At 71.5% G+C, this 25,151-nt stretch carries 21 protein-coding genes and 1 pseudogene; 3 read left to right on the top strand and 19 right to left on the bottom strand.

Going from position 1 to position 25,151, the window contains the following annotated elements; genetic code table 11:
• Nucleotides 1-30: 30 nt before the first annotated feature.
• The 5 genes from E4N62_RS25805 to E4N62_RS25785 form a co-directional block, all read right to left on the bottom strand.
• On the bottom strand, nucleotides 31-966 hold the full coding sequence (locus E4N62_RS25805) for an anti-sigma factor RsbA family regulatory protein (protein WP_230218405.1): 936 nt from the start codon (nucleotides 964-966) through the stop codon (nucleotides 31-33).
• The gene (locus E4N62_RS25800) at nucleotides 963-1,322 is read right to left on the bottom strand and encodes a hypothetical protein (RefSeq protein ID WP_230218403.1); all 360 of its coding nucleotides are present in this window, start codon (nucleotides 1,320-1,322) and stop codon (nucleotides 963-965) included. Before E4N62_RS25800 ends, E4N62_RS25805 begins: the two co-directional genes overlap by 4 nt.
• 122 nt (nucleotides 1,323-1,444) lie before the next feature.
• Nucleotides 1,445-1,936 carry an ATP-binding protein gene (locus tag E4N62_RS25795; RefSeq protein ID WP_230218401.1) on the bottom strand — a complete coding sequence of 164 codons (492 nt, stop codon included), beginning with the start codon at nucleotides 1,934-1,936 and terminating at the stop codon, nucleotides 1,445-1,447.
• Nucleotides 1,937-2,042: 106 nt separating this feature from the next.
• A complete protein-coding gene (locus tag E4N62_RS25790; RefSeq protein WP_374117064.1) occupies nucleotides 2,043-4,574 on the bottom strand; it encodes a SpoIIE family protein phosphatase in 2,532 nt (843 codons plus the stop codon).
• Between the two features lie 76 nt (nucleotides 4,575-4,650).
• Nucleotides 4,651-8,919, bottom strand: coding sequence for a HAMP domain-containing protein (locus E4N62_RS25785; RefSeq protein ID WP_230218392.1), 4,269 nt, complete (start codon nucleotides 8,917-8,919; stop codon nucleotides 4,651-4,653).
• Nucleotides 8,920-9,454: 535 nt separating this feature from the next.
• On the opposite strand from E4N62_RS25785, the gene E4N62_RS48150 reads away from it, so the two are divergent.
• From E4N62_RS48150 to E4N62_RS25765, 3 genes are all read left to right on the top strand, one after another.
• Nucleotides 9,455-10,345, top strand: a complete 891-nt coding sequence (locus tag E4N62_RS48150; RefSeq protein ID WP_268269846.1) for a calcium-binding protein — start codon at nucleotides 9,455-9,457, stop codon at nucleotides 10,343-10,345.
• Nucleotides 10,346-10,911: 566 nt separating this feature from the next.
• Entirely contained in the window at nucleotides 10,912-11,247 is a 336-nt protein-coding gene (locus E4N62_RS25770) for a hypothetical protein (RefSeq protein WP_230218390.1), read from the top strand.
• A 113-nt stretch (nucleotides 11,248-11,360) separates the two neighbouring features.
• Nucleotides 11,361-11,726, top strand: a complete 366-nt coding sequence (locus tag E4N62_RS25765) for a hypothetical protein (protein ID WP_230218387.1) — start codon at nucleotides 11,361-11,363, stop codon at nucleotides 11,724-11,726.
• Nucleotides 11,727-11,790: 64 nt separating this feature from the next.
• Here E4N62_RS25765 and hypE read toward each other — a convergent pair whose 3' ends face one another.
• From hypE to E4N62_RS25700, 14 genes and pseudogenes are all read right to left on the bottom strand, one after another.
• Nucleotides 11,791-12,873, bottom strand: coding sequence for a hydrogenase expression/formation protein HypE (gene hypE, locus E4N62_RS25760; protein WP_268269845.1), 1,083 nt, complete (start codon nucleotides 12,871-12,873; stop codon nucleotides 11,791-11,793).
• Complete coding sequence (gene hypD / locus E4N62_RS25755; RefSeq protein ID WP_230218385.1) at nucleotides 12,866-13,993, bottom strand: hydrogenase formation protein HypD; 1,128 nt, start codon at nucleotides 13,991-13,993, stop codon at nucleotides 12,866-12,868. The genes hypE and hypD overlap by 8 nt, the downstream gene beginning before the upstream one ends.
• Nucleotides 13,990-14,340 (bottom strand): HypC/HybG/HupF family hydrogenase formation chaperone, encoded by a 351-nt coding sequence (locus tag E4N62_RS25750; protein ID WP_230218383.1) that lies wholly within the window; start codon nucleotides 14,338-14,340, stop codon nucleotides 13,990-13,992. The genes hypD and E4N62_RS25750 overlap by 4 nt, the downstream gene beginning before the upstream one ends.
• Before the next feature lie 31 nt (nucleotides 14,341-14,371).
• Entirely contained in the window at nucleotides 14,372-16,789 is a 2,418-nt protein-coding gene (gene hypF / locus E4N62_RS25745; RefSeq protein WP_230218485.1) for a carbamoyltransferase HypF, read from the bottom strand.
• Nucleotides 16,790-17,008: 219 nt separating this feature from the next.
• A pseudogene (hypB, locus tag E4N62_RS25740) lies at nucleotides 17,009-17,623 on the bottom strand (hydrogenase nickel incorporation protein HypB); the annotation flags it as partial.
• A 4-nt stretch (nucleotides 17,624-17,627) separates the two neighbouring features.
• Nucleotides 17,628-18,026, bottom strand: coding sequence for a hydrogenase maturation nickel metallochaperone HypA (locus tag E4N62_RS25735; protein WP_230218381.1), 399 nt, complete (start codon nucleotides 18,024-18,026; stop codon nucleotides 17,628-17,630).
• Between the two features lie 145 nt (nucleotides 18,027-18,171).
• The gene (locus E4N62_RS49665; protein ID WP_371271399.1) at nucleotides 18,172-18,276 is read right to left on the bottom strand and encodes a hypothetical protein; all 105 of its coding nucleotides are present in this window, start codon (nucleotides 18,274-18,276) and stop codon (nucleotides 18,172-18,174) included.
• A gap of 10 nt (nucleotides 18,277-18,286) precedes the next feature.
• Nucleotides 18,287-18,832 (bottom strand): hydrogenase maturation protease, encoded by a 546-nt coding sequence (locus E4N62_RS25730; protein ID WP_230218379.1) that lies wholly within the window; start codon nucleotides 18,830-18,832, stop codon nucleotides 18,287-18,289.
• Nucleotides 18,829-20,301 carry a hypothetical protein gene (locus tag E4N62_RS25725; RefSeq protein ID WP_230218377.1) on the bottom strand — a complete coding sequence of 491 codons (1,473 nt, stop codon included), beginning with the start codon at nucleotides 20,299-20,301 and terminating at the stop codon, nucleotides 18,829-18,831. The genes E4N62_RS25730 and E4N62_RS25725 overlap by 4 nt, the downstream gene beginning before the upstream one ends.
• Nucleotides 20,298-20,990, bottom strand: coding sequence for a DUF6084 family protein (locus tag E4N62_RS25720; protein WP_230218375.1), 693 nt, complete (start codon nucleotides 20,988-20,990; stop codon nucleotides 20,298-20,300). Before E4N62_RS25720 ends, E4N62_RS25725 begins: the two co-directional genes overlap by 4 nt.
• On the bottom strand, nucleotides 20,987-21,643 hold the full coding sequence (locus E4N62_RS25715; RefSeq protein WP_230218373.1) for a DUF5947 family protein: 657 nt from the start codon (nucleotides 21,641-21,643) through the stop codon (nucleotides 20,987-20,989). The genes E4N62_RS25720 and E4N62_RS25715 overlap by 4 nt, the downstream gene beginning before the upstream one ends.
• On the bottom strand, nucleotides 21,640-22,167 hold the full coding sequence (locus E4N62_RS25710; RefSeq protein ID WP_230218371.1) for a hypothetical protein: 528 nt from the start codon (nucleotides 22,165-22,167) through the stop codon (nucleotides 21,640-21,642). The genes E4N62_RS25715 and E4N62_RS25710 overlap by 4 nt, the downstream gene beginning before the upstream one ends.
• Entirely contained in the window at nucleotides 22,164-23,948 is a 1,785-nt protein-coding gene (locus E4N62_RS25705) for a nickel-dependent hydrogenase large subunit (RefSeq protein WP_230218369.1), read from the bottom strand. Before E4N62_RS25705 ends, E4N62_RS25710 begins: the two co-directional genes overlap by 4 nt.
• A gap of 83 nt (nucleotides 23,949-24,031) precedes the next feature.
• Entirely contained in the window at nucleotides 24,032-25,120 is a 1,089-nt protein-coding gene (locus E4N62_RS25700) for a hydrogenase expression protein HypE (RefSeq protein WP_230218360.1), read from the bottom strand.
• Nucleotides 25,121-25,151: the final 31 nt, after the last annotated feature.

The following is a 25,151-nucleotide window of genomic DNA, read 5'->3' as shown; positions in this document are numbered from 1 at the left end:
CCCCGGACGGTTCGCGAGCGGGCGGCACGGTCACAGGTCCAGGTAGAAGCGGACGGTGGTGCCGGCCTCGGTGGTGTGCAGGCGCACGAGGTCGGCGACGTAGTGGACGAGCAGGAGACCGCGGCCGCCCAACTGGTCGCGTGCCGGGGGCCTGCGGCCGGCCAGGGGGTCGGTCAGGCGGCCTCGGTCGTGGACCTCGCACACGAGCTGCGGCCCCTCTGCCCAGACGCGCAGGGTGCCCGTCCCCTCTCCGTGCACCACGCTGTTGGTGGTCAGCTCCGCCACGGCCAGCGTCAGATCCTGCAACCGGTCGCCGGTCAGGCCCAACTGCCGGGCCTCCTGCACCGCGAAGGAACGGGCCCACGGGAGCGCGTCGGCGTCGAACGCGAGGGAAGCCGCCCCGGCCGGGTGGGCGAGCGGCCGGTTGTAGTGGGCGACGGCGCGCTCGGGATCGTATGCCTCGCTGGCCCGTTCGACGCCGGCGTCGATGACGACGGGGTGGGTGAGGTGGGCGTCCGCGAGCGTCTCCGGGGCGAGGGCGTCCGCGTCGTACGGGCACAGGATCGTCACGTGCCGACCCTGGAAGGCCGCGTTGATGAGGGCTTCGTGCTGGACGCAGGCCGGGTACTCCACGGCCGAGCGGTCGGCCCAGATCGGTTCGCCGATGATCCTCACCCGTCCGGCCCGATGGGCGTCGGCGAAGGCACGCAGCACCCCGGAAATAATCCGTCCCGGGTTGCGGCCCACCCTGGTCATGTCGAGGAACTCGATCTCGGCAGCACGCGCACCCATCGCGGCCCTGATCAGCTCGAGGTGGGGGCCCGGGACGGCGACCGCCACGGCCTCGCCGGCGGACAGCCCCGCCCGCAGGAACGGCACCGCGCCGGCCGTGTACTGCTCCCTGCCCCGGTAGAACAGCGCAGGGTGCACAAAGGGTTCGTGTTCACTGCTCGTGGCCGTACTCATCGCCCCGCCACCTCGATCGTCGAAAGGCCGGGCCAGAACATGTCCAGGATCCGCTCCAGCTCCGGCGGTGGACGGTCCACGACGATCCGGCCCGTGGGCAGTCGCTGCGCGGTGACCGCCAGCGCCGCCGCACCGCCCACATCGATGGACATCAGGTCGGACAGCTCCACGAAGGAGACGTCCGTGTGGGCGTTCGCCAGGTCCACCAGAGCGTGTTCCCAAAAAGAGCGGGTGATCACGTTGATCTCTCCGGCGGCTCGGATCCCCGGGCGGCCCGGCAGAGAGCGGATCTCCAGCGCCGTGCCCTCGGACGACCGTGCCGACCCTGGCTCGTGCACGTCATGGGAGGCATCCACGTTCTCTCCCCTGCTTCCCATGTGCCGCTGTACGGCGCTTCCCGACCCTCCCCTCACCGTCCCTGCGCAACGGCGGGCGGGGCAGACACGCCATCGTACGACTCGCCGTGCGGCAGCGGCCCTCAGCCGGCGTCGGGCCGGTCGGTGCCCGGCCGTTCGGCGTCCGGCCGCTCGGCAGCGGGGCGGTCGGCGCTCGCCGGACGGAAGCAGGCCGACACCGTCTTGCCGTGCCGCTGGCACCTCACCTCCAGCTCGTCGGCCAGCATCCGCACGATGCCCACGCCGCGACCGGAGGTCTCCCCCGGCTTCGGTGTGCGTTGGCGCGGCAGTGTCGGGTCCTCGTCGTGCACGCTCACGTGCAGGCAGTCGCCGTCCCAGGTGAGGATCAGACGCGCGTCGCTGTGCGCGTGGATGTGCGCGTTGGTGAGGAGTTCGGACACGGCCAGGACGACGGCGTCCACCGTCTCGGGCTCGTCCGCGGTCCATGGAAGGAACTCCAACTGCCTTCGTGTCCACCGTCGCCCGGCGTGCACGCCTCCCGACACGGGAAACGAATGCGCCCAGCCCTTCGCCCTGACACCCGTCGCCCCGGTGTCCGTCCTCTTGCTCGTCACCGACTTCCCCGTTCTCCCGTCCGACGCCGACTCGTACCACACCGTGTGCCCGCCGACGGCGCCCGCAGACGTTCCGTACGCCGGAGGTCGCCTCGCTCTGCGGTGATCAGGCCGGCAGGGCCTGGGCCACCCGGACGCCGACGAGGCACGTGTCGTCGTCGGTGTCGGACCTGCTGTAGGTGAGGAGGCGGTCCAACTGCTGGTCGAGGGTGGGGGGTACGGTCCTGGCGGCGGTGAGCAGCTGGGCCAGGGACTCCTCCACGGAGCGGTCACGGCGTTCGATCAGACCGTCGGTGTACATCAGCAGGGTGTCGTCGACGGCCAGTTGCAGTTCGTGTTCCTCGTACGTCGCCTCGGGCAGGGCGCCGAGCAGCAGGCCCTTGATCAGAGGGAGCGGTGTCGCCTCGGCCGCGCGTACCAGGACCGGCGGCAGATGGCCCGCCCTGGCCCAGCGCAGGGTGTGGCGGTGCGGGTCGTAGAGGCCGCAGACGGCGGTGGCGGTGACGGAACCCGTCAGGTGGTGGGCCACCATGTTGAGCCAGGCCAACAGCTGGCCCGGTCCGGCGCCGGTCACGGCGAGACCGCGCAGGGCGTTGCGCAGGACGACCATGCTGGTGGCCGCCTCTATGCCGTGCCCGGCCACGTCTCCCACGCACAGCAGCACCAGCCCGGAGGGCAGCACGACCGCGTCGTACCAGTCGCCGCCCACCAGGTGCTGGGTCTCGGCGGGCCGGTAGCGGACGGCGACGCGCAGTCCGGGGGCCTCCAGAGGTGCCTGGGCGGGGGGCATGATGGCGTGCTGGAGCTGGAGGGTGAGCCGGTCGCGTTCGCTCGCCTGCTGCTCGGAGTGGGCGAGTTGGTCGCGGGTGGCGGCGAGGGCGACCTCCGTCCAGTGGTGGGCGGAGATGTCCTGGTAGGCGCCCCGGACGACGAGGAGCCGGCCGTCGGAGTCGAGGACCGGCTCGGCGACGACTCGGATGTGCCGGGTGACGCCGTCGGGCCGCTGGAGCCGAAAGGCGGCGGACGCGGAGCGACGGTGGTGCAGCAGGGTGCGCAGGAACCGGCCGATGGCGACGGCGTCGTCGGGGTGGGCGTGGGCCGGCAGGTCCTCCAGCGGGACGGGTCCGCTGATGGAGGGCTTGCCGTAGAGGCTGTAGAGCTGGCCGTTCCAGGTGATCTCGCCGGTGACGAGGTTCTCCTCGAACCCGCCGATACGGCCGAGGCGTTGGGCGTGCTGCAGCAGGCTCGCCAGCCGCGCGGTCTCATCCTCTATCCGCCAGATGAGCAGGACGCTGCCGCCGTGGCGGGTGATGTTGATGTCGGCGACGGCCGCCAGCGGGACGTCCTCCACGAGGGAGGTGAGCCGCATCCGGCGGGCGCGGAACGGCTCGCCGGTGGCGTAGACACGTTCGACCTGCTCGAACAGTTCGCTCTCACCGGCGGCCATGGGATACGTCTCCAGGAACAGGGCTCCGTTGACGACGCCCCGGGGCCGACCGGCCGGGTCGAGGAAGCGGCTGTTGACGTGGTGGATGCGGAAGTCGACCAGTTCCCCGGTGCCGTCCAGGTGCGGGACGAGCACCAGCGCGGGGTCGTGGAGCCCGTCGGCGAGGTCCATCAGCTCGGCGACATCGGGCAGGATCCCGGCGGCCCGCGCCTCGCCGTCGCCGTGGGACGGGACGAAGGTCCCGAGCGTGTGGGCGCACAGCTCCGCCAGGGCCTCGACCTGGCGGACGATCTGCGGGGGCTGGGCCTCCAGCGGCGCAGGCCAGACGATCTCCAGCACGCCGTGGATGCGGCCGCCGGTGCCGGCGGGGACGGCGACCCGGCCGCCGTCGGGATGGTGGTGGCGGCCGATGGAGGGCAGGCCGGTCTGCGACAGGCAGCCGATCCACTGGCCGGCCCGGCCCCCGAGGCCGCGACGGGCGACGGTGACGACGCCCGGCGGGACGTACCGCCAGCGTGTCGCCTCGGCGGCCGAGAAGCCGGCGCTGCCGGCCAGGGTCAGGGAGCCGTCGGCGCCCAGCGCCCAGATGGCCACGGCTTCGGCGCCGAGCGGGGTGAGGGCGTGTTCCAGGAGGGAGTCGGCCACGGCCTGGGCGTCGTGGGCGGCCAGTGCGGCGCTCTCGGCGGTCCGCAGCCGTACGGCGAGGGAGCCGCCGCCCGGTGGGTCGTCGGTGTCGTCCCTGCTCGCGGTGTTCGCGAGCAGGGCGGTGGTCATCTCGGAGAGCCGGTCGCGGGCGGCCTGGTTGATGACCTCGACGGCGAACTCCAGGGGTGTCACGCCCGCCTGTTCGGTCAGTTCGGCGAGTTGCAGGGCGGCCTGGGCCGGTCCGCAGCCGAGCCGTTCGACGAGGATGCCCTTGGCCAGTTCGATCACGGCACGGCCGTCCGCCTCCGCCTGGGCGGCCTGCACCTCGCGGCGCAGCCGCTCCACGGTCGCGGCGAGCCGGCCGACGGGCGTGGACTGCCCCTTCGTCTCCAGGGCGTCCACCGATGCCGCGCCGGGCTGGTCGTCGGCCGACGGCTCGCCAGGCACAGCTCCGGTGGCCGGCTCGCCAAGCGCGGCACCTGTGGACGGTTCCTCACACGCGGCGTCGGCGTGCTGCGGCTCGGCCGACTGGCTGGGGTTGCTCACGGTTGACCTGTTCCTCGGCTCGGGCGTCCCGGGACGCCACCCGGTGGGCTGGTGCGCGCGGCGGTGCGAGGCCCCGTCATACGGCCAGCCAGCGTCGGACCCGGCCGATGAGGTCACCCGTGTCGACCGGTTTGGTCACGTAGTCGTTCGCACCCGACGCCAGGCTCTTCTCCTGATCGCCGGGCATGGCCTTGGCGGTCACGGCGATGATGGGCAGGTCGGCGTACTGGGGCATCGCCCGGATCTCCGAGGTGGCGGTGTAGCCGTCCATCTCGGGCATCATCACGTCCATCAGGACCAGCGAGACGTCCGGGTGGGCGAGCAGCATCTCGATGCCCCGGCGGCCGTTGTCGGCGTGCAGGACGTGGAAGCCGTGGAGCTCCAGCATCCCGCTCAGCGCGAACAGGTTGCGGGCGTCGTCGTCGACCACGAGGACCTTACGGCCGACGAAGACGCCGTCGACGACCTGTGCGGCCGGCCGCTGGGTCTCCTCGGCGCGCACCAGGGACAGCACGTCCCCCGGCTCCTCGGCGGACAGGTGCAGGGTGATGCGTTCGCGCAGTTCGTCCAGGCTGGACAGGAAGTCGAGCGGGCGGCCGTCCGCACGGGAGCGCAGCGCCTGCTCGTGCGCCAGGTCCACCCGGTGGCCGGTGTGCACGAGTACGGGCACGCTGGCGAGCGCCGAGTCGCCCTCCATGGCCTCCAGCAGACGGGCGCCCTCGTCGTCGGGCATGGCGAGTTCGAGGACGACGCAGTGGCACGGCTCGGCGGCCAGTGTGCCGGCGGCCTCCTGTGCTCCGACGGCGGTGATGATGTCGATCGCGCCGAGGGGGTCGCCGTCGGAGGCGAGGTCGGCGACCGCGCGTTCGGCGACGAGGGTCAGCAGTCCGCGGGGGCGGTCCTCGACGACCAGCAGACGGCGTCGGCGCTGCTCGGGCACCGCGGGGGACGCGGTGCCCGGCCGGGACGCCGGGGGGAGTTCACGGCCGGTGGGGTCCGGGTGCTCCGTCGGCCGGTGGTCGCCGTCGAGTTGTTCCTCGAAGTCGTCGCGGGCCACGGGCAGGTAGAGGGTGAAGGTGCTGCCCTGACCGGGGGTGCTGTCGACGGTGACGGCGCCGCCGAGCAGATGGGCGATCTCCCGGGTGATCGACAGGCCGAGTCCGGTGCCGCCGTACTTGCGGCTGGTGGTGCCGTCCGCCTGCTGGAACGCCCCGAAGATCGTCTCCAGCTGCTGCTGGGGGATGCCGATGCCGGTGTCCTCGACCCGGAACGCCACGACGGGACCGCCGCGCAGGACGCCCACGGGGACCTCGCGGTCCACGGCGGGTTCGATACGCAGGGTGACGCGGCCCTCCTCGGTGAACTTGACCGCGTTGGACAACAGGTTGCGCAGGATCTGCCGCAGCCGGGAGTCGTCGGTGAGCAGGTCGGCGGGGGTGCCCGGTGCGGTGGCCACCGTGAAGTCCAGGCTCTTCTGCGACGTCATCGGGCGGAACGTGGCCTCGACGTATTCGAGGAGCTTGCGCAGCGGGACCCGCTCGGGGGCGACGTCCATCTTGCCGGCCTCGACCTTGGACAGGTCGAGGATGTCGTTGATCAGTTGCAGCAGGTCCGAGCCCGCCGAGTGGATGATGCCCGCGTACTCGACCTGCTTGGGCGTGAGGTTGCGCGAGGGGTTCTGGGCGAGCAACTGGGCCAGGATCAGCAGGCTGTTGAGCGGGGTGCGCAGTTCGTGGCTCATGTTCGCCAGGAACTCCGACTTGTACTTGGAGGCCAGGGCCAGCTGCTGGGCGCGCGTCTCCAGCTCCTGCCGCGCCTGTTCGATCTCCAGGTTCTTGGCCTCGATGTCGCTGTTCTGCGAGGCCAGCAGGGAGGCCTTCTCCTCCAGTTCGGCGTTGGAGCGCTGCAGTTCGTCCTGCTGGACCTGCAACTCCTCGGACCGTGCCTGGAGTTCGGCGGTCAGCCGCTGCGACTCGCCCAGCAGTTCGTCGGTGCGGGCGTTGGCCACGATGGTGTTGAGGTTGACGCCGATGGTCGGCATCAACTGGGCGAGGAAGTCCTGGTGGATCTGAGTGAAGGGGGTGACGGAGCCCAGTTCGATGACGCCGAGGACCTGGTCCTCGACCACGATGGGCAGCACGACCAGGGCGCTGGGCTCGGCCTGTCCGAGTCCGGAGGAGATCGTCACATAGCCCGGCGGCAGTTCCTCGACGCTGATGGGACGGCAGTTGCGCGCGGCCTGCCCGACCAGTGAGCGGCCGACGGGGATGCGCTCGGGCCGGTCGGTGTCGTCGGGGTAGCCGTAGGAGCCCACCAGCCGCAGTTCGGGGCCGCGCTCGGTGTCCTCGGCGAGGTAGAAGGCGCCGTACTGCGCCGAGGCCAGCGGTGCCAGCTCGTCCATGATGAGCTCGGCGACGACGGGCAGGTCGCGGTGGCCCTGCATCAGACCGGAGATGCGGGCGAGGTTGGTCTTGAGCCAGTCCTGTTCCTGGTTGGCCCGGGTGGTCTCGCGCAGGGACTCCACCATGGAGTTGATGTTGTCCTTGAGGTCGGCGACCTCGCCGGACGCCTCCACGGTGATGGAGCGGGTCAGGTCGCCCTCGGCGACGGCGCTGGTGACCTCGGCGATCGCGCGGACCTGGCGGGTGAGGTTCCCGGCCAGTTCGTTGACGTTCTCGGTGAGCCGCTTCCAGGTGCCCTCGACGCCCTCCACCTCGGCCTGTCCGCCGAGCCGGCCATCGCTGCCGACCTCGCGGGCGACGCGGGTGACCTCGGCGGCGAACGACGAGAGCTGGTCGACCATCGTGTTGATGGTGGTCTTGAGTTCCAGGATCTCGCCGCGGGCGTCGACGTCGATCTTCTTCGACAGGTCGCCGCCCGCCACCGCCGTGGTCACCAGGGCGATGTTGCGGACCTGACCGGTGAGGTTGTTCGCCATCGAGTTGACGTTGTCGGTCAGGTCCTTCCAGGTCCCCGCGACGTTGGGGACGTGGGCCTGCCCACCGAGGCGGCCCTCGGTGCCGACCTCGCGGGCGACACGGGTGACCTCGTCGGCGAACGCGGAGAGGGTGTCGACCATGGTGTTGATGACGTCGGCCAGGGCGGCGACCTCGCCCTTGGCCTCGACGGTGATCTTCTGGGACAGGTCGCCGCGTGCGACGGCCGTGGCGACCTGGGCGATCGAGCGGACCTGACCGGTCAGGTTGGACGCCATGACGTTGACGTTGTCGGTCAGGTCCTTCCAGGTGCCCGACGCGCCCCGGACGATCGCCTGTCCGCCCAGATTGCCCTCGGTGCCGACCTCGCGGGCCACACGGGTGACCTCGTCGGCGAAACCGGACAGCTGATCCACCATCGTGTTGATGGTGTCCTTGAGCTCCAGGATCTCCCCACGGGCGTCCACGGTGATCTTCTGCGACAGATCCCCCTGAGCCACCGCCGTCGCCACCTGGGCGATGTTGCGGACCTGGGAGGTGAGGTTGGCCCCCATGAAGTTCACGGAGTCCGTGAGGTCGCGCCAGGTGCCCTTGACGCCCTTGACGTCGGCCTGTCCGCCGAGCCGTCCCTCGGTGCCGACCTCGCGGGCCACGCGCGTGACCTCGTCGGCGAAACCGGACAACTGGTCCACCATCGTGTTGATGGTGTTCTTCAACTCCAGGATCTCGCCCCGCGCGTCCACGGTGATCTTCTGCGACAGATCGCCCTGCGCCACCGCCGTGGTGACCTGGGCGATGTTGCGGACCTGGGACGTGAGGTTGCCGGCCATGAAGTTGACCGAATCGGTCAGGTCGCGCCAGACCCCGCCGACACCGGGCACCTGGGCCTGCCCGCCGAGCCGCCCCTCGCTGCCGACCTCGCGCGCGACACGGGTGACCTCGGCGGCGAACGCGGAGAGCTGATCGACCATCGTGTTGACGGTCTCCTTCAGCTGGAGGATCTCGCCGCGCGCGGGAACGTCGATCTTCTGCGACAGATCGCCCTTGGCCACGGCCGTCGCCACCTGCGCGATGTCGCGCACCTGGGTGGTCAGGTTGCCCGCCATGGCGTTGACCGAGTCGGTGAGATCGGCCCAGGTGCCCGAGACGCCCGGTACCTCGGCCTGCCCGCCGAGCGTTCCCTCGGTGCCCACCTCACGGGCCACCCTGGTGACCTCGGAGGTGAACACGGACAGTTGGTCGACCATGCCGTTGAAGACGGTGGCGATGTCGCCGAGCAGCCCCTCGCCGTCGGACGGCAGCCGGGTGCCGAAGTCGCCGTCCCGTACGGCCGTCAGACCGGCCAGGAGTTGCCGTAGCTCCTGCTCTCCCGGGGCCCGTTCGACCGTCTCGGTCGTCTTGCCGCTCATGCGCACCCTCGTTCCGCTCCCCAAGAGCCCTCGCGCCGAGGACTCGGAACCCGCGCCGGGCCGTGCAAGGCCCGCTCACCGGCCGGGTTTCCGCAGTTCACGGATCGACCGGATGAGAAAATCCGGTGAAGATTAACGCAGTTGTCGTCCGACAACCAAAGCCGGTCGCGAAGATCCCCGCCGCCCGAAAAGATACCGTCCCAGGTGGAATACAAGCCCGCGCGCGGGGCACTCGGAACAGTTTCACGCCGCCGCCCACCGCCCCCTGGGGCCAGCTCGCCGGGCGCTGCGGGGCCACCCTCCCAGGGCGCTCGTTCCAGCCGCAGGGGCGCCTCTCCGGCCGCTCGTTCCCTTGTCTTCCCACCTCCTCTCCGGTCCGTCCGGAAGGTCCACGGCTCCGCCGGCCGAGCCCGACTCCGTCGATAGATGGGGGCTCTTCCCCCATGCGCCACCCGGGCCCGCCGGGGACCGTAGGGGCGGCCCGACGCACCGGCGGTGCGCGGGCAGGTCGACGGAGGCAATCGAGAGGTAGTTCATGACACGAAAAGCGTTACTCAGGGTCCTGGTGGTCGCGGCGACGGCCGCCTCCGCGGTGACGGTGGCCGGAGGACCCGCGAGCGCGGCCACGGGTGTGTCCAAGAGCGGGACCAAGGTGGTCGTCAACGCGGCGGCGGGGCGCGCCAACAACATCACGGTCAGCCTGTCCGGGAGCAACGTCGTCATCCAGGACACCTCCGACACCCTGACCGCCGGTCTCGGATGCGCCCTCCAGGTCAACGGCTCGGTGGCCTGCCCGGTGAACCTCAACACCGACACGGTCGTGGTCAACGCCGGTGACGGCAACGACATCATCACCAAGACCGGCAACGTCCGCGGTGACCTCAAGGGCGAGTCCGGCAACGACGTCATCAACGGCGGCCCCAGCCCGGGCAGCAACATCCTCAACGGCGGTACGGGCAACGACACCCTGAACGGCGGCGTCACCTTCGACCTCCTCATCGGCGGCACGGGCGCGGACCGGCTCAGCGGCGGAGGCGGCGCCAGCGACATCGCCAGCTACCTGGAGAGCACCTCCGGGGTGGTCGTCGACATCGACAACTCCGCCGACGACGGCATCGGCGGCGAGGGCGACAACGTCCTCACGGACGTCGAGATCGTGTACGGCAGCCCGTTCGGCGACACGCTCACCGGCGGCACGGCGGGCGACGTCCTGTCCGGCTTCGGAGGCAACGACCTCCTGGTGGGCGGCACGGGCAACGACACCCTGGTCGGTGGCGCCGGCAGCGACACCCACAGCGGAGGGGCGGGGAACGACACCCTCGACGCCGTGGACGGCGTGTTCGGCAACGACTTCCTCAACGGGGGCACCAACACCGACACCTGCACGGCCGACACGAGCGACACCAAGACCGCCTGCGAGGCGTGAGGTGACACGGCGGGGCCGGACCGCACAGCGCCACGGCCCGGCCCCGCGACGCCCCGCCGGTGGCACCGTGCAAGCCGACGTGCAGAATTCGGCCTGGACGCGCACCTGCCAACGGCCGAAAATCGTCCCTTTCTCCCGAGCCGACGGGGCTCACGGGGATCGCGAACAAGCAGGAGGGGGACGAACCGTGAACGTGACGCCGAGGAGGACCCGCCGCAGACCCGGCGCCGCCCGGTCGGTCGTGCTGGGCATCTGCCTCGCCGGAGCGCTGGGGCTCCGGCTGTTCCGGTGACGGCGGCACGGAGGCCGCCGACGGGGATGCGAACGCGAGCGCGACGGCGACGAGCGGCTCGCACGCCGAGGACGGCGAGGACGGTGGGAAGAGCGGCGGCACCGCCGGGACGCCCGATGCGAAGGCGTCCGCCGGCGCGGACGACGACGCCGAGAAGTCCGGAGCCGCCTCCGACGCCTCCTCCGAGCAGTCCGATTCCGAGACGACTGGCTCCACGGACTCGGGTGGCGCGGACGGCAGCGAGGGCGACGCCGGGGACGACTGCGATCACAAGATGCCCATCTCACCCGACGAGATCGCGGTCTACCGCTACACGCCCGAAGGCGGGTCCCTCGGCCTGATCGTCAAGCACGGCAACTGGGGACGCGGCACCCCGCACTCGGACGGCGCCCCCTTCGAGACGGTCGGCAAGGAGACGTACATCCCGATGGACCAGGCCGCGAACATCACCGTGACCACGCCCATCATGGAAAGCACCACGAACCAGCCCATCGGCGTCCAGGAGTACCCGGACTGGCTGGAGGCCCACCCGAACTCGGGCCTCGTCTTCACGTACCACCTCGGCGACGACGGTGCCATCGACCGCCTCGACGAGGTCTTCACCCCCTGACCCCAGCCGTCACGGGGCTCGATGTGCTCCAACCACGACAAGGAGGGACAATCGATACATCGCGGTGACGCATGAGCGCCGCCCCCGTCGCCCACGAACAGACAGGTCGGACCATGTCGAAGAAACCACGTTCGTCCGAACCGCCGCACGGCAAGGGCCCGAGCCGTCACCGGGGCACCGAGCAGCACGGCTGGTCGCCCGATGTGGACGAGACCCGTCAGCAGGACAACCCGAGCGCCCCGCGCTCCTTCCGTACGGCCGAGCACGCGGAAGCGGCGGGCCGAGGACGGAAGAAGTCCGCCGCGGAGACGAAATCCGTCCCGGGTGACACGGCGAGGAGTCACGGGGCGCGTGGCGAGGAGTACGGCGACGCCGACGAGGAGGGCCGCCGCGACACCGGCCGCAAGGGCCGCTCCCAGCGTCCCAGCGGCACCAAGGACGCCGCCGCGAAGACCGGCGTGGACCCGCAGGACCCGTAGACCGCGCCGCCGCCGCAGGGGGTGGGGGGTGTCGAGCGGAGCCCGCGGGGACCGCGGGCCTGCGTCAGCAGATCCTCGGCAGTTGTTCGCCGATCGGCAGGTCGACCACCCGGGTGCCGCCGAGGCCGGTCCTGGCGACGACCATGCCGGGATGGTCCTCGACGGCCTCGCCGATGATCACGGAGTCGGCGCCCAGGGGGTGGGCGCGCATCGCCTCCAGTACCGCGTCGGCGTGCTCGCGCGGGACGAAGGCCACGAGCTTGCCCTCATTGGCGATGTAGAAGGGGTCCAGGCCGAGAATGGCACAGGCGTTGGCCGCGGCCGACGGCACCGGGACGTCGCGTTCCCGGATGACGACCCCCGTGCCGGAGGCCGCCGCGATCTCGTTGAGGGCCGCCGCCAGGCCGCCTCGGGTGGGATCGCGCAGGACGTGCAGATCCGGGGTGACGGCGAGCATCGCGTCGACCAGACCGCCGAGGGCCGCGCAGTCGCTCTCGATCTCGACGCCGAACTCCAGCCCTTCCCGCACGCTCATGATCGCCACCCCGTGGACCCCGATGGCACCGCTGACGATCACGACATCGCCGGGGACGACCCGCTGGGGCCGTAGATCGACGCCGGCCGGGACGAGACCGATGCCGGCCGTGTTGATGAAGACCCCGTCGCCGTGGCCGGCCTCCACCACCTTGGTGTCGCCGGTGGCCACCTCCACCCCGGCGGCGCGCGCGGCCGCGCCGAGCGCCTGGGCGACCCTGGTGACCACGTCCAGTTCGACGCCCTCCTCCAGAATGAATCCGCAGGAGAGGTAGGCGGCACGGGCGCCGCGCATCGCGAGGTCGTTGACGGTGCCGTTCACCGCGAGGTCGCCGATGCTGCCGCCGGGGAAGAACAGCGGCCGCACCACGTAGGAGTCGGTGGAGAACGCCAGCCGGGCCCCGCCCAGCGCGAGAACGGCCGCGTCGCCCATCTGGGAGAGCACATCACCGCCGTAGGCCGGTGCGAAGATCTGCTCCACGAGTTCGGCGGAGAGCGCTCCCCCGCCGCCGTGGCCCATGACGACCCGGGGCCTGTCGCGTACGGGGGCCGGGCATGTCCACGCCTCGATGTCGAGGGTGGCGGGGGCGGGGAGATCGGTGGTGTCAGACAACGGGGCTCGCCTCCCGGGCCTTGGCGGCGGGCATGTCCAGCCGCCGGTAGAGGTAGTACGCGGCGCAGGCTCCCTCGCTGGAGACCATCGTGGCCCCCAGCGGCGTACGCGGTGTGCACAGGGTGCCGAACGCTTCGCACTCGTGCGGCTTGAGCAGCCCCTGGAGGACTTCTCCGCTGCGGCACTCGGCGGGCTCGACCGTCCGGATCCCGCCGACCGCGAAGCGGTGCTCGGCGTCGTGGTCGCGGTACTTCGGCGACAGCCGCCAGCCGCTGTCGGGGATCACCCCGATGCCGCGCCAGGCCCGGTCGGTGACCTCGAAGACGTCCTCCAGCATGGCCCGCGCGGCCCGGTTGCCCTCCGGGCGGACGGCGCGGGCGTAGGCGTTGTCGACGGTGTGCTCGCCACGTTCCAGCTGACGGACGGCCCGGCGTACGCCTTCGAGGATGTCCAGCGGCTCGAAGCCCGTCACGACGATGGGGACGCGGAACCGTTCCGCGAGCTCCGGGTACTCCCCCACGCCCATCACACTGCAGACGTGGCCGGCCGCGAGGAAGCCCTGCACCCGGCAGCTCGGCGAGGACATGATCGCCTCGATGGCGGGCGGTACGCGGACGTGGGACACCAGCATGCTGAAGTTCTTGACGCCCAGCTTCCGGGCCTGATGGACCGTCATGGCGTTGGGCGGCGCGGTGGTCTCGAAGCCGATACCGAAGAACACCACCTCGCGGTCGGGGTTCCGCTGGGCGATCCGCAGCGCGTCGAGCGGCGAGTAGACCACCCGTACGTCGCCGCCCTCGCCCCGGACCTGGAAGAGGTCCCGGCCGGTACCCGGCACCCGGAGCATGTCGCCGAAGGAACAGAAGATCACCTCCGGCCGTGAGGCGATCTCCAGCGCCTTGTCGATGACCTCCAGCGGGGTCACGCACACGGGACAACCGGGGCCGTGGATCAACTCGATGTCGTCGGGCAGGAGTTGGTCGATGCCGTGCCGGATGATGCTGTGCGTCTGCCCTCCGCACACCTCCATCAGGGCCCACGGCCTGGTCACCGTGGCACGGATGTCGTCGAGGAGCCGTTGCGCCAGCTCCGGGTCCTGGAACTCGTCGATGTACTTCACCGATCACGCACCTCTTCCACCGCCACCTCTGCCACCGGCGTCTCTGCCACCGGAGCCACTCCCATCGGCTCCACGCCCGCCTCCGCCGCTGCCATCTCCCACGCATCGCCGAACTCCTCCTGCAACATGCCGAGTTCGGCGAAGAGCTCGAGCGTCTGCCGCGCCGACTCCTCGTCCAGCCGTTGCAGGGCGAAGCCGACGTGGACGATGGCGTACTCACCGACCCGCAGGTCGGGCAGATACTCCAGGCACACATCCTTGACCACTCCGCCGAAGTCGACGGAGGCCATCCGGGTACCGTCCCGTTCCTCGATGTCCAGCACTCTGCCGGGTACCGCCAGGCACATGAACCTCTCCTCGCTGTGGGTCGCGCGTCGCTCAGTCGGTGGGAGTGGAAGCGGTCCGGGCGGCCACCATCAGCTGGCCCAGTGCCAGCCCGCCGTCGCCCGGCGGAACCAGTCGGTGCCGCAGGACCGTGAAGCCGTCCCCGCGCAGGGCGCGGGCGCAGGCCGAGGAGAGCAGCGTGTTGGCGAACACGCCTCCCGTGAGGGCGACCGCGTCCAGCCCGTGCCGCTCCCGCGCCCGCCGGCACATGCCGTGCACCAGAGCGGCCACGCCCCGGTGGAAGCGTGCCGCGATCAGGGCCGTGTCGACGCCCGCGCGCAGGTCGTCGACGATCGCCGCGAGCACGGGCGCCGGATCGGCCCGTACGGCGCCGGCCTCGCCGTCCGCGCCGTTCTCGCCGCCCTCGCCGTTCTCCGGGTCGTGGAGGGCGAAGGCGTACGCCGTGGTGTCCTCGGGCGGTGCGAGCAGGGCGGCCGCCTCCCACTCGACGGCGGCCTGCGCCTCGTAGCCGGCGCGGTGGCAGACCCCGGCGAGGGAGGACACCGCGTCGAAGAGCCGGCCGATGCTGGACGTGGGGACACAGTTCAGGGAGCACTCCAACTGCCGTTCCAGCAGCGGCAGTTCGTCGGGCGGGCAGGCCGCGGTGCAGGCGAGGTCGTCGGCCCAGCCGATCCCGGCCGCCCGTAGATGGGCCAGCGCCATGCGGTACGGCAGCCGTACGGCCGCGTCGCCGCCGGGCAGCGGGACGTAGGCGAGGTGCCCGAACCGGGTGAAGCGGTCGTAGTCGGCGAGCAGGAACTCCCCGCCCCACACGGCGCCGTCGTCGCCGTGGCCCGTGCCGTCGAAGGCGACGCCGATGACCGGCCGGGTGCCGTCGAGCCCGTGCTCGGCCATCGCTGCGGCGATGTGCGCGTGATGGTGCTGGACGCGGACGACGGGCCGGCCGGCCGCGTTCCGTTCGGCCCAGCGGGCCGAGCGATAGCCGGGGTGCCGGTCGGACGCCAGTGTCCGGGGCCGCACCCCCGTGAGCGACTCCAGCTGCGCCGTCGCGTGCTCGAAGGCGAGTTGGGTGCCGAGGTCGTCCATGTCACCGATGTGGGCCGACAGCCAGGCTTGGCGGCCCGAGCCCAGGCAGAAGGCGTTCTTCAGGTCGCCGCCCACGGCGAGGGTCGGCCGTACGGGCAGGGGGAGGGTGAGCGGCAGCGGCGCGTAGCCGCGGGAGCGGCGGAGCACGAGCGGTTCGCCGTCGCAGACCCTGACCACGGAGTCGTCGCAGGGGACGTGGATCGGCCGGTCGTGGGTGAGCCAGGCGTCGGTCAGGTGCGCGAGCCGCTCCAGTGCCTCGGTGTCGTCCGTGACGATCGGTTCCCCGGACACGTTGCCGCTGGTCATGACGAGCAGCCGAGGGCCGTCCGCGTCGCCGGGCAGGCCGAGCAGCAGATGGTGCAGGGGGGTGTACGGCAGCATCACGCCGAGGTCGGGACTGCCGGGCGCGACGGCCTCGGCGGGCCGCACGGCGTCGACGGCGTACGACGGTCGTGGCCGCCGCCTCAGCAGGACCACCGGCCTGGCCCGGCTCTCCAGCAGGTGCTGCTCCTCGGGGCCGAGCCGCACGAGGTGCCGGATGTCGTCCGTCGCCCCGGTCATGACGGCGAACGGTTTGTCGCCGCGTGCCTTGCGGCGTCGCAGCAGGTCGACGGCCGCCTGGTTGGTGGCGTCGCACGCCAGGTGGTAGCCGCCCAGGCCCTTCACGGCGAGGATCGCGCCCCGCGCCAGCAGGGTGCGCGCCTCGACGACCGGGTCCCCGCCGTCGGCGCTGCTCGGTCCGCCCTCGCCGGCGACGAGCAGCCGCAGCCGCGGACCGCAGGCCGGGCAGGCGACCGGCTGTGCGTGGAAGCGCCGGTCGGCCGGATCCCCGTACTCGCGGGCGCAGTCGAGGCACATCGCGAAGCCGGCCATGGTGGTGTGGGCCCGGTCGTAGGGGACGCCGGTGACGATCGTGAAGCGCGGGCCGCAGTGGGTGCAGTTGACGAACGGGTGGCGGTACCGACGGTTCGTGGCGTCAGCCAGTTCGGTGAGGCAGTCGGCGCAGGTGGCGGAGTCCGGGGAGACCAGGGTGCGGGCCGGTCCGCCGGAGTGGGAGGCGAGGATGGTGAACGTCGTGCCGCCGACGGGAGGCACCTCGCGGTGGTCGACGGAGTCGACGCGCGCCAGCGGAGGCGCCTCGGCGGCGATCCGGTCGCAGAACCGGGCCACGGCCGAGGCCGTACCCTCGACCTCCACGACCACACCCTCAGGGGTGTTGGTCACGTGGCCGGCCAGGGCGAGGTCGGTGGCGAGGCTGTAGAGGTAGGGCCGGAAGCCGACCCCCTGGACAACTCCCCGGACGGTGACGCGGCGCCGCAGCCGGGTGACCTCGGTGACGACGGCCTGGGCCTGCGGAGCGCTCACGACTGGGGTGGGCCATGGCTTCGGGGCCTCCGGGTGCGTGGGGGTGGGGCCATGCGTGTGGCTGTGGCTGTGGCTGTGACCATGAGTGTGGTCGTGGCTGCGGCTGTGGCCATGGCTGTGGCTGTCTTTGTGCCCGTGGTGGTGGGGCTGCCGGGACATGACCGGCGCGTGTGCGGGTGAGCCGTCCGCGGTGGCCAGCGCCCGGTCGAGCAGCGCGCCGACGCCCCACCCGCGGCGGGCCGAGGTCAGGATCACCTCGACGCCGGGGTTGACCTGTTCCAGGTTCTTGCGGAACGCGACCTCGTTGAACTCGGCGGCCTCCGCGAGGTCCGTCTTGGTGACCACGACCAGCTGGGCCAGACCGAAGGCGGTGGGGTACTTGAGCGGCTTGTCCTCGCCCTCCGTGACGGCGGCGAGGACGACCCGGAGTGTCTCGCCCAGGTCGTAGGAGGCGGGGCAGACGAGGTTGCCGACGTTCTCCACGAACAGCAGCCGGACGTCGTCGGGCAGCCAGCCGTCCAGATGCCCGGCGAGCATGCCGGCCTCCAGATGGCACAGCCCGTCGGTGAGCACCTGCTTGACCGGCACACCCGAACGCGCCAGGCGGATCGCGTCGTTCTCGGTGGCGAGATCGGCGCTCAGCGCCGCCACGGGGATCGACCGCTCGCGTGCCCGCAGCAGTTCCTGTTCCAGCAGCGCGGTCTTGCCGCTGCCCGGGCTGGACAGCAGGTTGACTACCGCGGTGCCCCGGGCCGTGAGGGCGGCACGCAGTTCGTGGGCGCTCGCGTCGTTCTTCGCGAGTACGGCCTGGCGCAGGTCGGCGACACGGCACATGGTTTCAGCTCTCCTCGGAGATCGGTTCGCGGGAGGACGGACGCGCGGGGCCGCCGTCCTCCCAGCGCACGTCGACGATCTGCAGTTCGCGGCCCGCCAGCAGCTCGGTTCGCGTACCGCCGCACGCGGGACAGGTGAGCCGGGGCGGCATGCCGACGGCCCACTCGTGGGCGCAGGGAGTGCAGCGGGCCCACCCCGGCACCGCCTCGGTGACCAGTTCGGCACCGTCCAACAGGGTCCCGGCACAGGCCAGTTCGAAGCAGAAGGCGAGGGAGTCGGGGACGACACCGGCCAGTTCTCCCACCTGGAGCCGAACCGCACGCACCGCCGTGACGTCTCCGGCCCGGTCGGCGGCCTCCGCGACCTGGTCGACGACGGCCAGCGCGACGGACATCTCGTGCATGGGTCTGTGGTCCTTCCGCCGCTTGCCTTGCGCCGGGGTTCATTACAGGTGTGCGCACGCGGGTCCCGCGGCCCGCCGCGCCGTCACGGCACGGCGGGTACGCCGTTCGACGCAACCGTAGGGCTCACTCGCCGACGGCCGTGTCTCACATCCGTCGGATGCGCAGGTAGCGCCTGAGGTCCGGCAGGACCTCGGCGGCGACGGCGACCAGGGCGGCCATCGCCGCTCCTCCGATGACGATCTTCTTCATACGTCTCTCCTCATGTCGGAGCCTCAGCGGTTGAGGCCCGCGCCACGGACGGCTCGCCGTTCCGCAGCAGCTCTTCGATCAGCCGGACGGCCTCCGGCACGGCGGCGGACACCGGTGTGCTCAGTCCGATGCGCTCGTCCACCGAGGCCGGTTCGCATCCGACGACCAGGACCCTGCGCGGTGGCTCGCCGCCGGTCCCGGCGCAGAGGGTGCGCAGCAGCGCCAGGACGGTGTCGGGGGTCATCCGGTGGCCGTCGAGGGCGGGGGTGCCCGGCGACGGGTCCGGCGCCGTGTCGTCGTGCTCGATGACGTACAGCGTGCCGGGGGTCTCGCCGCGTGCCGTGGCGTCGACGAGGACGAGGGTGTCGTAACCGTCCAGGAGCTGGTAGGCGAGGTGCACCCCCCGTACACCGATGTCCACGACCTCGGTGTGCCCGGGCAGGTCACGCTCGGCGAGGCGGCGGGCGGTCTCCACGCCGAAGCCGTCGTCGCCGAGGAAGATGTTGCCGATACCGGCGACCAGGGTCCTGGGCCCCGGCGCTGGGGAGGGACTCATGCGTCGTCCTCCAGCGGGGTGACCTCGTCGGGCTGGAAGTACAGGTACCGTCCCTGCTCGCGCCGGATGTCGGCGCCCGGGTCGCCCTCGACCGTCACCGCGAGGTGCACCCCGCCGTCGACGTCGTGGAGCACCGCCTCGACCTCGGCGGTACGGCCACGCAGGAAGATGTCCTGGGCGTCGGTGCGGCGCAGCCCCGGGCGTAGTTCGACACGGCTGCCCTTGCCCAGCGACCGGCCGTCGACGACCACGCGGTCCCGCGTCGGGTCGAAGCCCGCGTCGCTCGCGGGGTCCCACCAGGGCGTGTCCGGCCGCGGCACCCCGTGCTCGTCGGGGAAGCCGTCGCCACCGGCGCCGAAACCGGGGCCGAGGGCCGTCGAGCCGGGGCCCGGGGCGGCGGGGTCCGGGCCGGTGACCTCGCGCAGGCTCCGTACCGCACCGTGCAGCCGTTCCAGGACCTCGGGTGGCATCGAGTCGGCCAACTCGATGACGGCGGCGGCGCGTTCGTCGGTGCCCCGGGCCTCCCGCTTCTCCTCGTCGGTGAGGGCGGCGGTGCGCAGTGCGAGGATCTCGTCGATCTCGGTGGCGTCGTAGAGCGCGCCGGGGCTCTCCGGGGCGATGGCCGGGTGGTCGTCCAGGATGATCGGTGAGGACAGCACGAGGTCGGCGCGGCCGGGTTCCCCGGCGAGCACGGGCCAGGTGTGCAGGTTGCGGCAGGTGGCGACCGCGTCCTTGGCCCACTCGGGGGGATCGGTCATCGACAGGAACGATCCGGCGCTGAGAGCCATGAGCAGGTGGGTGGCCACCAGGGAGTGCGGCAGCGCGGCGTCCCGGTCCGCGCCGTGTCCCTCGGGCGGGGTCCAGCCGCTGGTGTTCTCGACGACGGCAGTCAGGCGCAACACCCGGTAGGGGCCGTCGAGTTCGCGGGCGGACAGCCGTACCGTCCCGTGGATCTCCTCGCGGCGCCGGAGGAGTCGGCCGACGGTGCGGCCGGCCGCGTCCAGGACCGGTGCGGTGTCCTCCCGTGCCGGGAGGTGGAAGGGGTGGGTGACGCCGTCGCCGAGGAGCGCGTCCACCGGCGCGATCACCTCGACGCGTTCCTCGACGCCCTCGTCCCAGGGCACCAGCACCCGGTCGTCGAGGTCGAGTTCGGGGACTGTGTCGAAGCCGCCGTCCGGGCGTGCCCGCTGCACCGTGCGCCGCCGGGCGTGCAGGAAGCGCACCTCCACCGAGAGGGTCGCGCCCGCCTTCGGCTCCATCAGGCATTCGGTGTGCTGGAAGTCGTGTTCGTCGCACTCGGCGCCCCAGGCGGGCGGCACGAGCACCCCGAACTGCCAGCGCAGCCGGTTCTTGGCCGCCGAGGCACGGTAGGGGTAGAGCACGTAGCCCTCGAAGAGGACGGCGTCGGCCACCTGCCGGGCGAGGGCGAACCGTTCCTCGGTCTCGGCGGCGAACGCGGTGAGGGTCATGTGTCGCTCCTTCCGGTGGTGCCGGTGAGGGCGCGCAGCGGGTCCCTCGCGGGCGCGTCGGCGGCGCGGCTGTCGTCGAGCAGGGACGTGAGGGTCGCCTCCCAGGAGGACAGCGCGTGCCGGGAGCGGTAGGCGAGGAGGGCGTCCATGGTGTCGCGGGGCAGCCGGATCCAGCCGCAGCCGGGGAAGTGCTGTTCGACCATCTCCCGCCAGGTGGCGACCGGCATGCGGAAGGCGGCCTCGCGGTCCCACGGGACGGGTTCGACCCGGAAGCCGCCGGTGCCGGTGAACGCCGTGCCGGAGAACAGCATCAGCAGCGGGACCTCGCCGTCGGTGAGGGCGGTGAGATAGCGGCTGGCGGCGATGTCCATGTCGTAGGTGCAGGGCACGACGAGGTCGACGTCGGTCTCCCCGGTGAAGCTGGGCACCATGAGCGCGACCTGGGCGAACTGCACCGGTTGGAGGGAGCTGCCCCAGCGTGAGCGCTCGCCGAAGAGGTCGGTCAGCCCGTCGGCCTCGGCCGGCTCGTACGTCCGGTGGGCCGGTTCGATGCGGATCTGGCAGCGCAGTGCGACGGCGTGCACGTGGGCGTTGTCGGCGGCGGTGACGCGCAGCCGGAAGACGAGCGTGGGTCCGGCGGCGTACCGGTCGGCGCGGACGCCGGTGCAGGCGAAGGAGAACTCCGTCATGGGCGCACCGCCTCGTCCACGGGCCGGGCGCGTCGTGCGACGTCCGCGAAGAAGGTGTCCAGGGTGGCGCGGGCCTCGGCTCCGCCGTCGAAGCCCTGCCACAGCAGGCGCATGCGGCCGACGAGTTCGTAACAGATGTCGATCGGGACGAGGTGGCACTCGCCGCGGCCGTCGGTGCGGTGCAGCAGCAGTGCCTCCACGTCGGGTTCGAGGAGTCCGGCGAGGCGGCTGCCGCCGAGGACCGCCTCCCAGGTCGCCGGTTCCAGTTCGCTCTCGGTGGCTCCGGCCGGGCTCGGGTAGAGGGCGACCAGCCGGTCCAGCGCCGCGTTGCGGAAGAGGAAGGCGACGCCGACCGGGATCTGCAACGCCTCCCAGGCCGTGTCGTCCAACTGATGTGCGGGGTCGGTGAGGTAGCGGGCGGGGACGGCGCGGAAGCGGCCCGCGGCGGCGCCCGGTTGTTCCATCAGCAGGGCGCAGGCGCCGCAGGCGCAGACAAGGGCGCGCTTTTCGGTGTCGACCAGGTGGCGGTGGTCCTCGGGCACCACCACCGCGCACAGTTCGCACCGCTCCTGGCGCGGTGGACGCTCGGTGACGAACCGCCGCAGGCCCGCACCGGGACCGGCGTTCGGCGTGGGCGCGGTCGTCGCGGTCATCGGGCCCCCGTCGGTGCCGAGCCGATCTGCAGGAGCGGGGGTTCCACCGGGGCGGTCTCCACGTGGACGGCCCTGACCTCGGGCGCGAAGCAGGCGAGTGCCGTCTCCGCCGCCTGCCGGGCGTCGGCGGCGGAGCCGCAGCCGCCGGACGCCCGGGCGCGCACCCGGAGCGTGCCGGTCGGCTCGTCGAGGTCCATGACGTCCAGGGTGTGCTCACGGACGGTGTCGAGGGCGCGGGCGATACGGGTGTCGCGGTCCTCGGGGTGCAGGTCGTGCAGGACCAGGAGGCTCGCGACGAGTTCGTCGCCTAGCAGCCGTACCGACGGGTCGCCCGGCGCGGAGGACAGCAGATGGAGGATGCGGGCCAGGCCGGCCCCGTAGAAGTCCATGAGGGAGCGGACGAGTTCCTCGGCGGCCGCGGTGACGGCCGGGTCGCCGCTCTCGGCGAGGCGGTCGAGCACCTCCTCGACCCTGCGTCCGGTCTGCTCCGCGTTCACCGGCGCCGTCGCCGTCGGCGCGCTCATCCGCCCAGTCCGCTCAGGCCGGTGGGCACATGCATCGACTTCACGGTCCTGCCGTCGCCGACGTACATGTGGACGCCGCAGGGCAGACAGGGGTCGAAGCTGCGGACGGCGCGCATGATGTCGATGCCCTTGAAGTTCTCCGGGGTGTTCTCCTCGAAGATGGGCGTGTTCTGCACGGCGTCCTCGTACGGGCCGGGTGTGCCGAAGGTGTCCCTGGTGCTCGCGTTCCAGGGCGTCGGCGGGTACGGGTGGTAGTTGGCGATCTTGCCGTCGCGGATGACCATGTGGTGGGAGAGGACGCCGCGGACGGCCTCGGTGAAGCCGACGCCGATGCCCTGGTCGGGGACCTCGAACTTCTCCCAGGTCTGGGTGCGTCCGGCACGGACCTCCGCCAGGCCCTTCTCCGCGCAGTGCAGGGCGACGGCGGCGGCGTAGGCCTGGAAGTAGGTGCGGGCGCGGTTGCGTTCGAGGGCGTTGGACCACTTCGGGATCCGCCACTCGAAGGTGGTCTCCGGCTTGGTCATGGTGCGGGGCAGGTTGATGACCACGCTGTGGCCGGTGGCCTTGATGTAGCCGATGTCGACGAGCCCGGACAGGGCGGTGGACCACAGGCGGGCGATGGGGCCGCCGCCGGTGTCCAGGGCGAGGTGGTCCTTGCCGTCGAACCAGCGCGGGGACATGACCCAGCTGTACTTGTCGTCGAAGTTCCGCTTCTGCGGGGCCGGGATGGTGTGCTGGTTCCACGGGTGGCGCGGGTCGACCGGGTTGCCGAGCGGGTCGTGGGTGACGAACTGCTCCTGGCCCTGCCAGTCCTCGTAGTAGGAGCTGCCCAGCAGGATGCGGATGCCGAGGTTGATCTCGGTGAGGTCGTTGGTGACCAGTTTGCCGTCCACGACGACACCGGGGGTGACGAACATCTTCCGTCCCCAGTCGGTCATGTTGGCGTAGGTGAAGTCGCAGTACTCGGGGTCGTTGAGCGCGCCCCAGCAGCCGAGCATGACACGGCGGCGGCCGACCTCCTCGTAGCCGGGCAGGGCCTCGTAGAAGAAGTCGAACAGGTCGTCGTGCAGGGGCACGACACGCTTCATGAACTCGACGTAGCGCATGAGGCGGCTCATGTAGTCCGTGAAGAGCTGGACGGAGGCGATGGTGCCGACGCCGCCCGGGTACAGCGTGGAGGGGTGCACATGGCGGCCCTCCATCAGGCAGAACATCTCGCGCGTGTAGCGGCTGACCTGGAGCGCCTCGCGGTAGAACTCGCCCTCCAGGGGGTTGAGCGAGCGCATGATGTCGGCGATCGTGCGGTAGCCGTGCTCGGCGGCGTGCGGAGCCTCGGTGCGCTCGGCGAGTTCGAGGACACCTGGGTTGGTCTCCTTGACCATTTTTTCGCAGTAGTCGACCCCGACCAGGTTCTCCTGGAAGATGTTGTGGTCGAACATGTACTCCGCCGACTCGCCGAGGTTGATGATCCACTCGCCGAGGTGCGGGGGCTTCACGCCGTACGCCATGTTCTGGGCGTACACGGAGCAGGTGGCGTGGTTGTCGCCGCAGATCCCGCAGATGCGGCTGGTGATGAAGTGGGCGTCGCGGGGGTCCTTGCCGCGCATGAAGACGCTGTAGCCACGGAAGACCGACGATGTGCTGTAGCACTCGGCGACCCGCTTCTGCTTGAAGTCGATCTTCGTGTGGATGCCCAGGGAGCCCACGATCCGGGTGATCGGGTCCCAGGCCATCTCCACCAGGCCACTGCCGTCGCCGGCCGTCTTCGTCTTCGGTGCCATCTGGGTGGGTGCCCTTCGTTGCGTCACTGCGCGGGAGTTGGGGTGGGGTGTGGGGAGAGGAACCGGCTACTCCTGGGAGTCGCTCACCACGGGGGCCGGTAGCCGGTGGTGATCTTCTCGCCGGTACGGCGCCACTTGGGCTCCTTGTCCACGGTCCTTGCGGTGATCGACCGCAGTTTGCGGACCACGGCGCCGTACGCCCCGCTGGCGCCGCTGGACAACTTGGCGCCGGGGGGTTCGTCCATGAACGGCATGAACTTGTCGGGGAACCCGGGCATCGTGCAGGCGATGCAGATGCCGCCGACGTTGGGGCAGCCGCCGATGCCGTTCATCCAGCCGCGCTTGGGCACGTTGCACTTGACGACCGGGCCCCAGCAGCCGAGCTTGACCAGGCAGGTGGGCGAGTCGTACGACAGGGCGAACTGGCCCTGTTCGTAGTAGCCCGCGCGGTCGCAGCCCTCGTGGACGGTGGCCCCGAACAGCCAGGTGGGACGCAGCTTGTCGTCCAGCGGGATCATCGGCGCGGAGCCGGCGGCCTGGTAGAGCAGGTAGGTGAGCGTCTCGGAGAAGTTGTCGGGCTGGATGGGGCAGCCCGGGACGCACACGATGGGGATACCGGCGTGGGACTTCCAGTCCCAGCCGAGGTAGTCCGGCACCCCCATCGCGCCGGTCGGGTTGCCGGCCATGGCGTGGATGCCGCCGTAGGTGGCGCAGGTGCCGATGGCGACGACCGCCAGCGCCTTCGGGGCGAGCCGGTCGATCCACTCGCTGGTGGTGATCGGCTGACCGGTCTCCGGGTTGTCGCCGAAGCCGCACCAGTAGCCCTCGGGCTTGATCGCCTCGTTGGGGATGGAGCCCTCGACGACCAGGACGAACGGGTCGATCTCGCCCCGCTCCCCCTTGAAGAACCACTCGATGAACGTGTCCGAGCCGCCGATCGGGCCGCACTCGAAGTCGATGAGCGGCCAGTGCACGGCGATCTTCGGCAGCCCTGGCAGTGCACCGAGCACGATCTCCTCGATGCTGGGCTGCATGGCCGCCGTCAGCGCGACCGAGTCACCGTCGCAGCTCAGGCCCGCGTTGATCCAGAGGATGTGGATCGTGGGCGTTTCGTCGGCGGGCGCAGCGCCCGCGTCTGCGGCATCGAGCGTGCCCGGCGTCGCCTCAGTCATGGGACCGCCTCCTGGGGAGGTAAGGGATGAA

The sequence above is a fragment of the Streptomyces sp. MNU76 genome (genome assembly GCF_020982545.1).
GTDB lineage: Bacteria > Actinomycetota > Actinomycetes > Streptomycetales > Streptomycetaceae > Streptomyces.
The sequence above is the reverse complement of the archived record's forward strand: the minus strand, read 5'-3'. Positions and strand labels throughout refer to the sequence as shown.

Coding starts and splice junctions, on each gene's coding strand:
- E4N62_RS49665 (WP_371271399.1), bottom strand. CDS start 18,276: ATGAAGAAGATCGTCATCGGAGGAGCGGCGATGGCCGCCCTGGTCGCC.
- E4N62_RS25710 (WP_230218371.1), bottom strand. CDS start 22,167: ATGAGCGCGCCGACGGCGACGGCGCCGGTGAACGCGGAGCAGACCGGA.
- E4N62_RS25700 (WP_230218360.1), bottom strand. CDS start 25,120: ATGACTGAGGCGACGCCGGGCACGCTCGATGCCGCAGACGCGGGCGCT.
- E4N62_RS25730 (WP_230218379.1), bottom strand. CDS start 18,832: ATGAGTCCCTCCCCAGCGCCGGGGCCCAGGACCCTGGTCGCCGGTATC.
- E4N62_RS25715 (WP_230218373.1), bottom strand. CDS start 21,643: ATGACCGCGACGACCGCGCCCACGCCGAACGCCGGTCCCGGTGCGGGC.
- E4N62_RS48150 (WP_268269846.1), top strand. CDS start 9,455: ATGACACGAAAAGCGTTACTCAGGGTCCTGGTGGTCGCGGCGACGGCC.
- E4N62_RS25705 (WP_230218369.1), bottom strand. CDS start 23,948: ATGGCACCGAAGACGAAGACGGCCGGCGACGGCAGTGGCCTGGTGGAG.
- E4N62_RS25735 (WP_230218381.1), bottom strand. CDS start 18,026: ATGCACGAGATGTCCGTCGCGCTGGCCGTCGTCGACCAGGTCGCGGAG.
- E4N62_RS25765 (WP_230218387.1), top strand. CDS start 11,361: ATGTCGAAGAAACCACGTTCGTCCGAACCGCCGCACGGCAAGGGCCCG.
- E4N62_RS25750 (WP_230218383.1), bottom strand. CDS start 14,340: ATGTGCCTGGCGGTACCCGGCAGAGTGCTGGACATCGAGGAACGGGAC.
- E4N62_RS25720 (WP_230218375.1), bottom strand. CDS start 20,990: ATGACGGAGTTCTCCTTCGCCTGCACCGGCGTCCGCGCCGACCGGTAC.
- E4N62_RS25770 (WP_230218390.1), top strand. CDS start 10,912: ATGCCCATCTCACCCGACGAGATCGCGGTCTACCGCTACACGCCCGAA.
- E4N62_RS25785 (WP_230218392.1), bottom strand. CDS start 8,919: ATGAGCGGCAAGACGACCGAGACGGTCGAACGGGCCCCGGGAGAGCAG.
- E4N62_RS25725 (WP_230218377.1), bottom strand. CDS start 20,301: ATGACCCTCACCGCGTTCGCCGCCGAGACCGAGGAACGGTTCGCCCTC.
- E4N62_RS25805 (WP_230218405.1), bottom strand. CDS start 966: ATGAGTACGGCCACGAGCAGTGAACACGAACCCTTTGTGCACCCTGCG.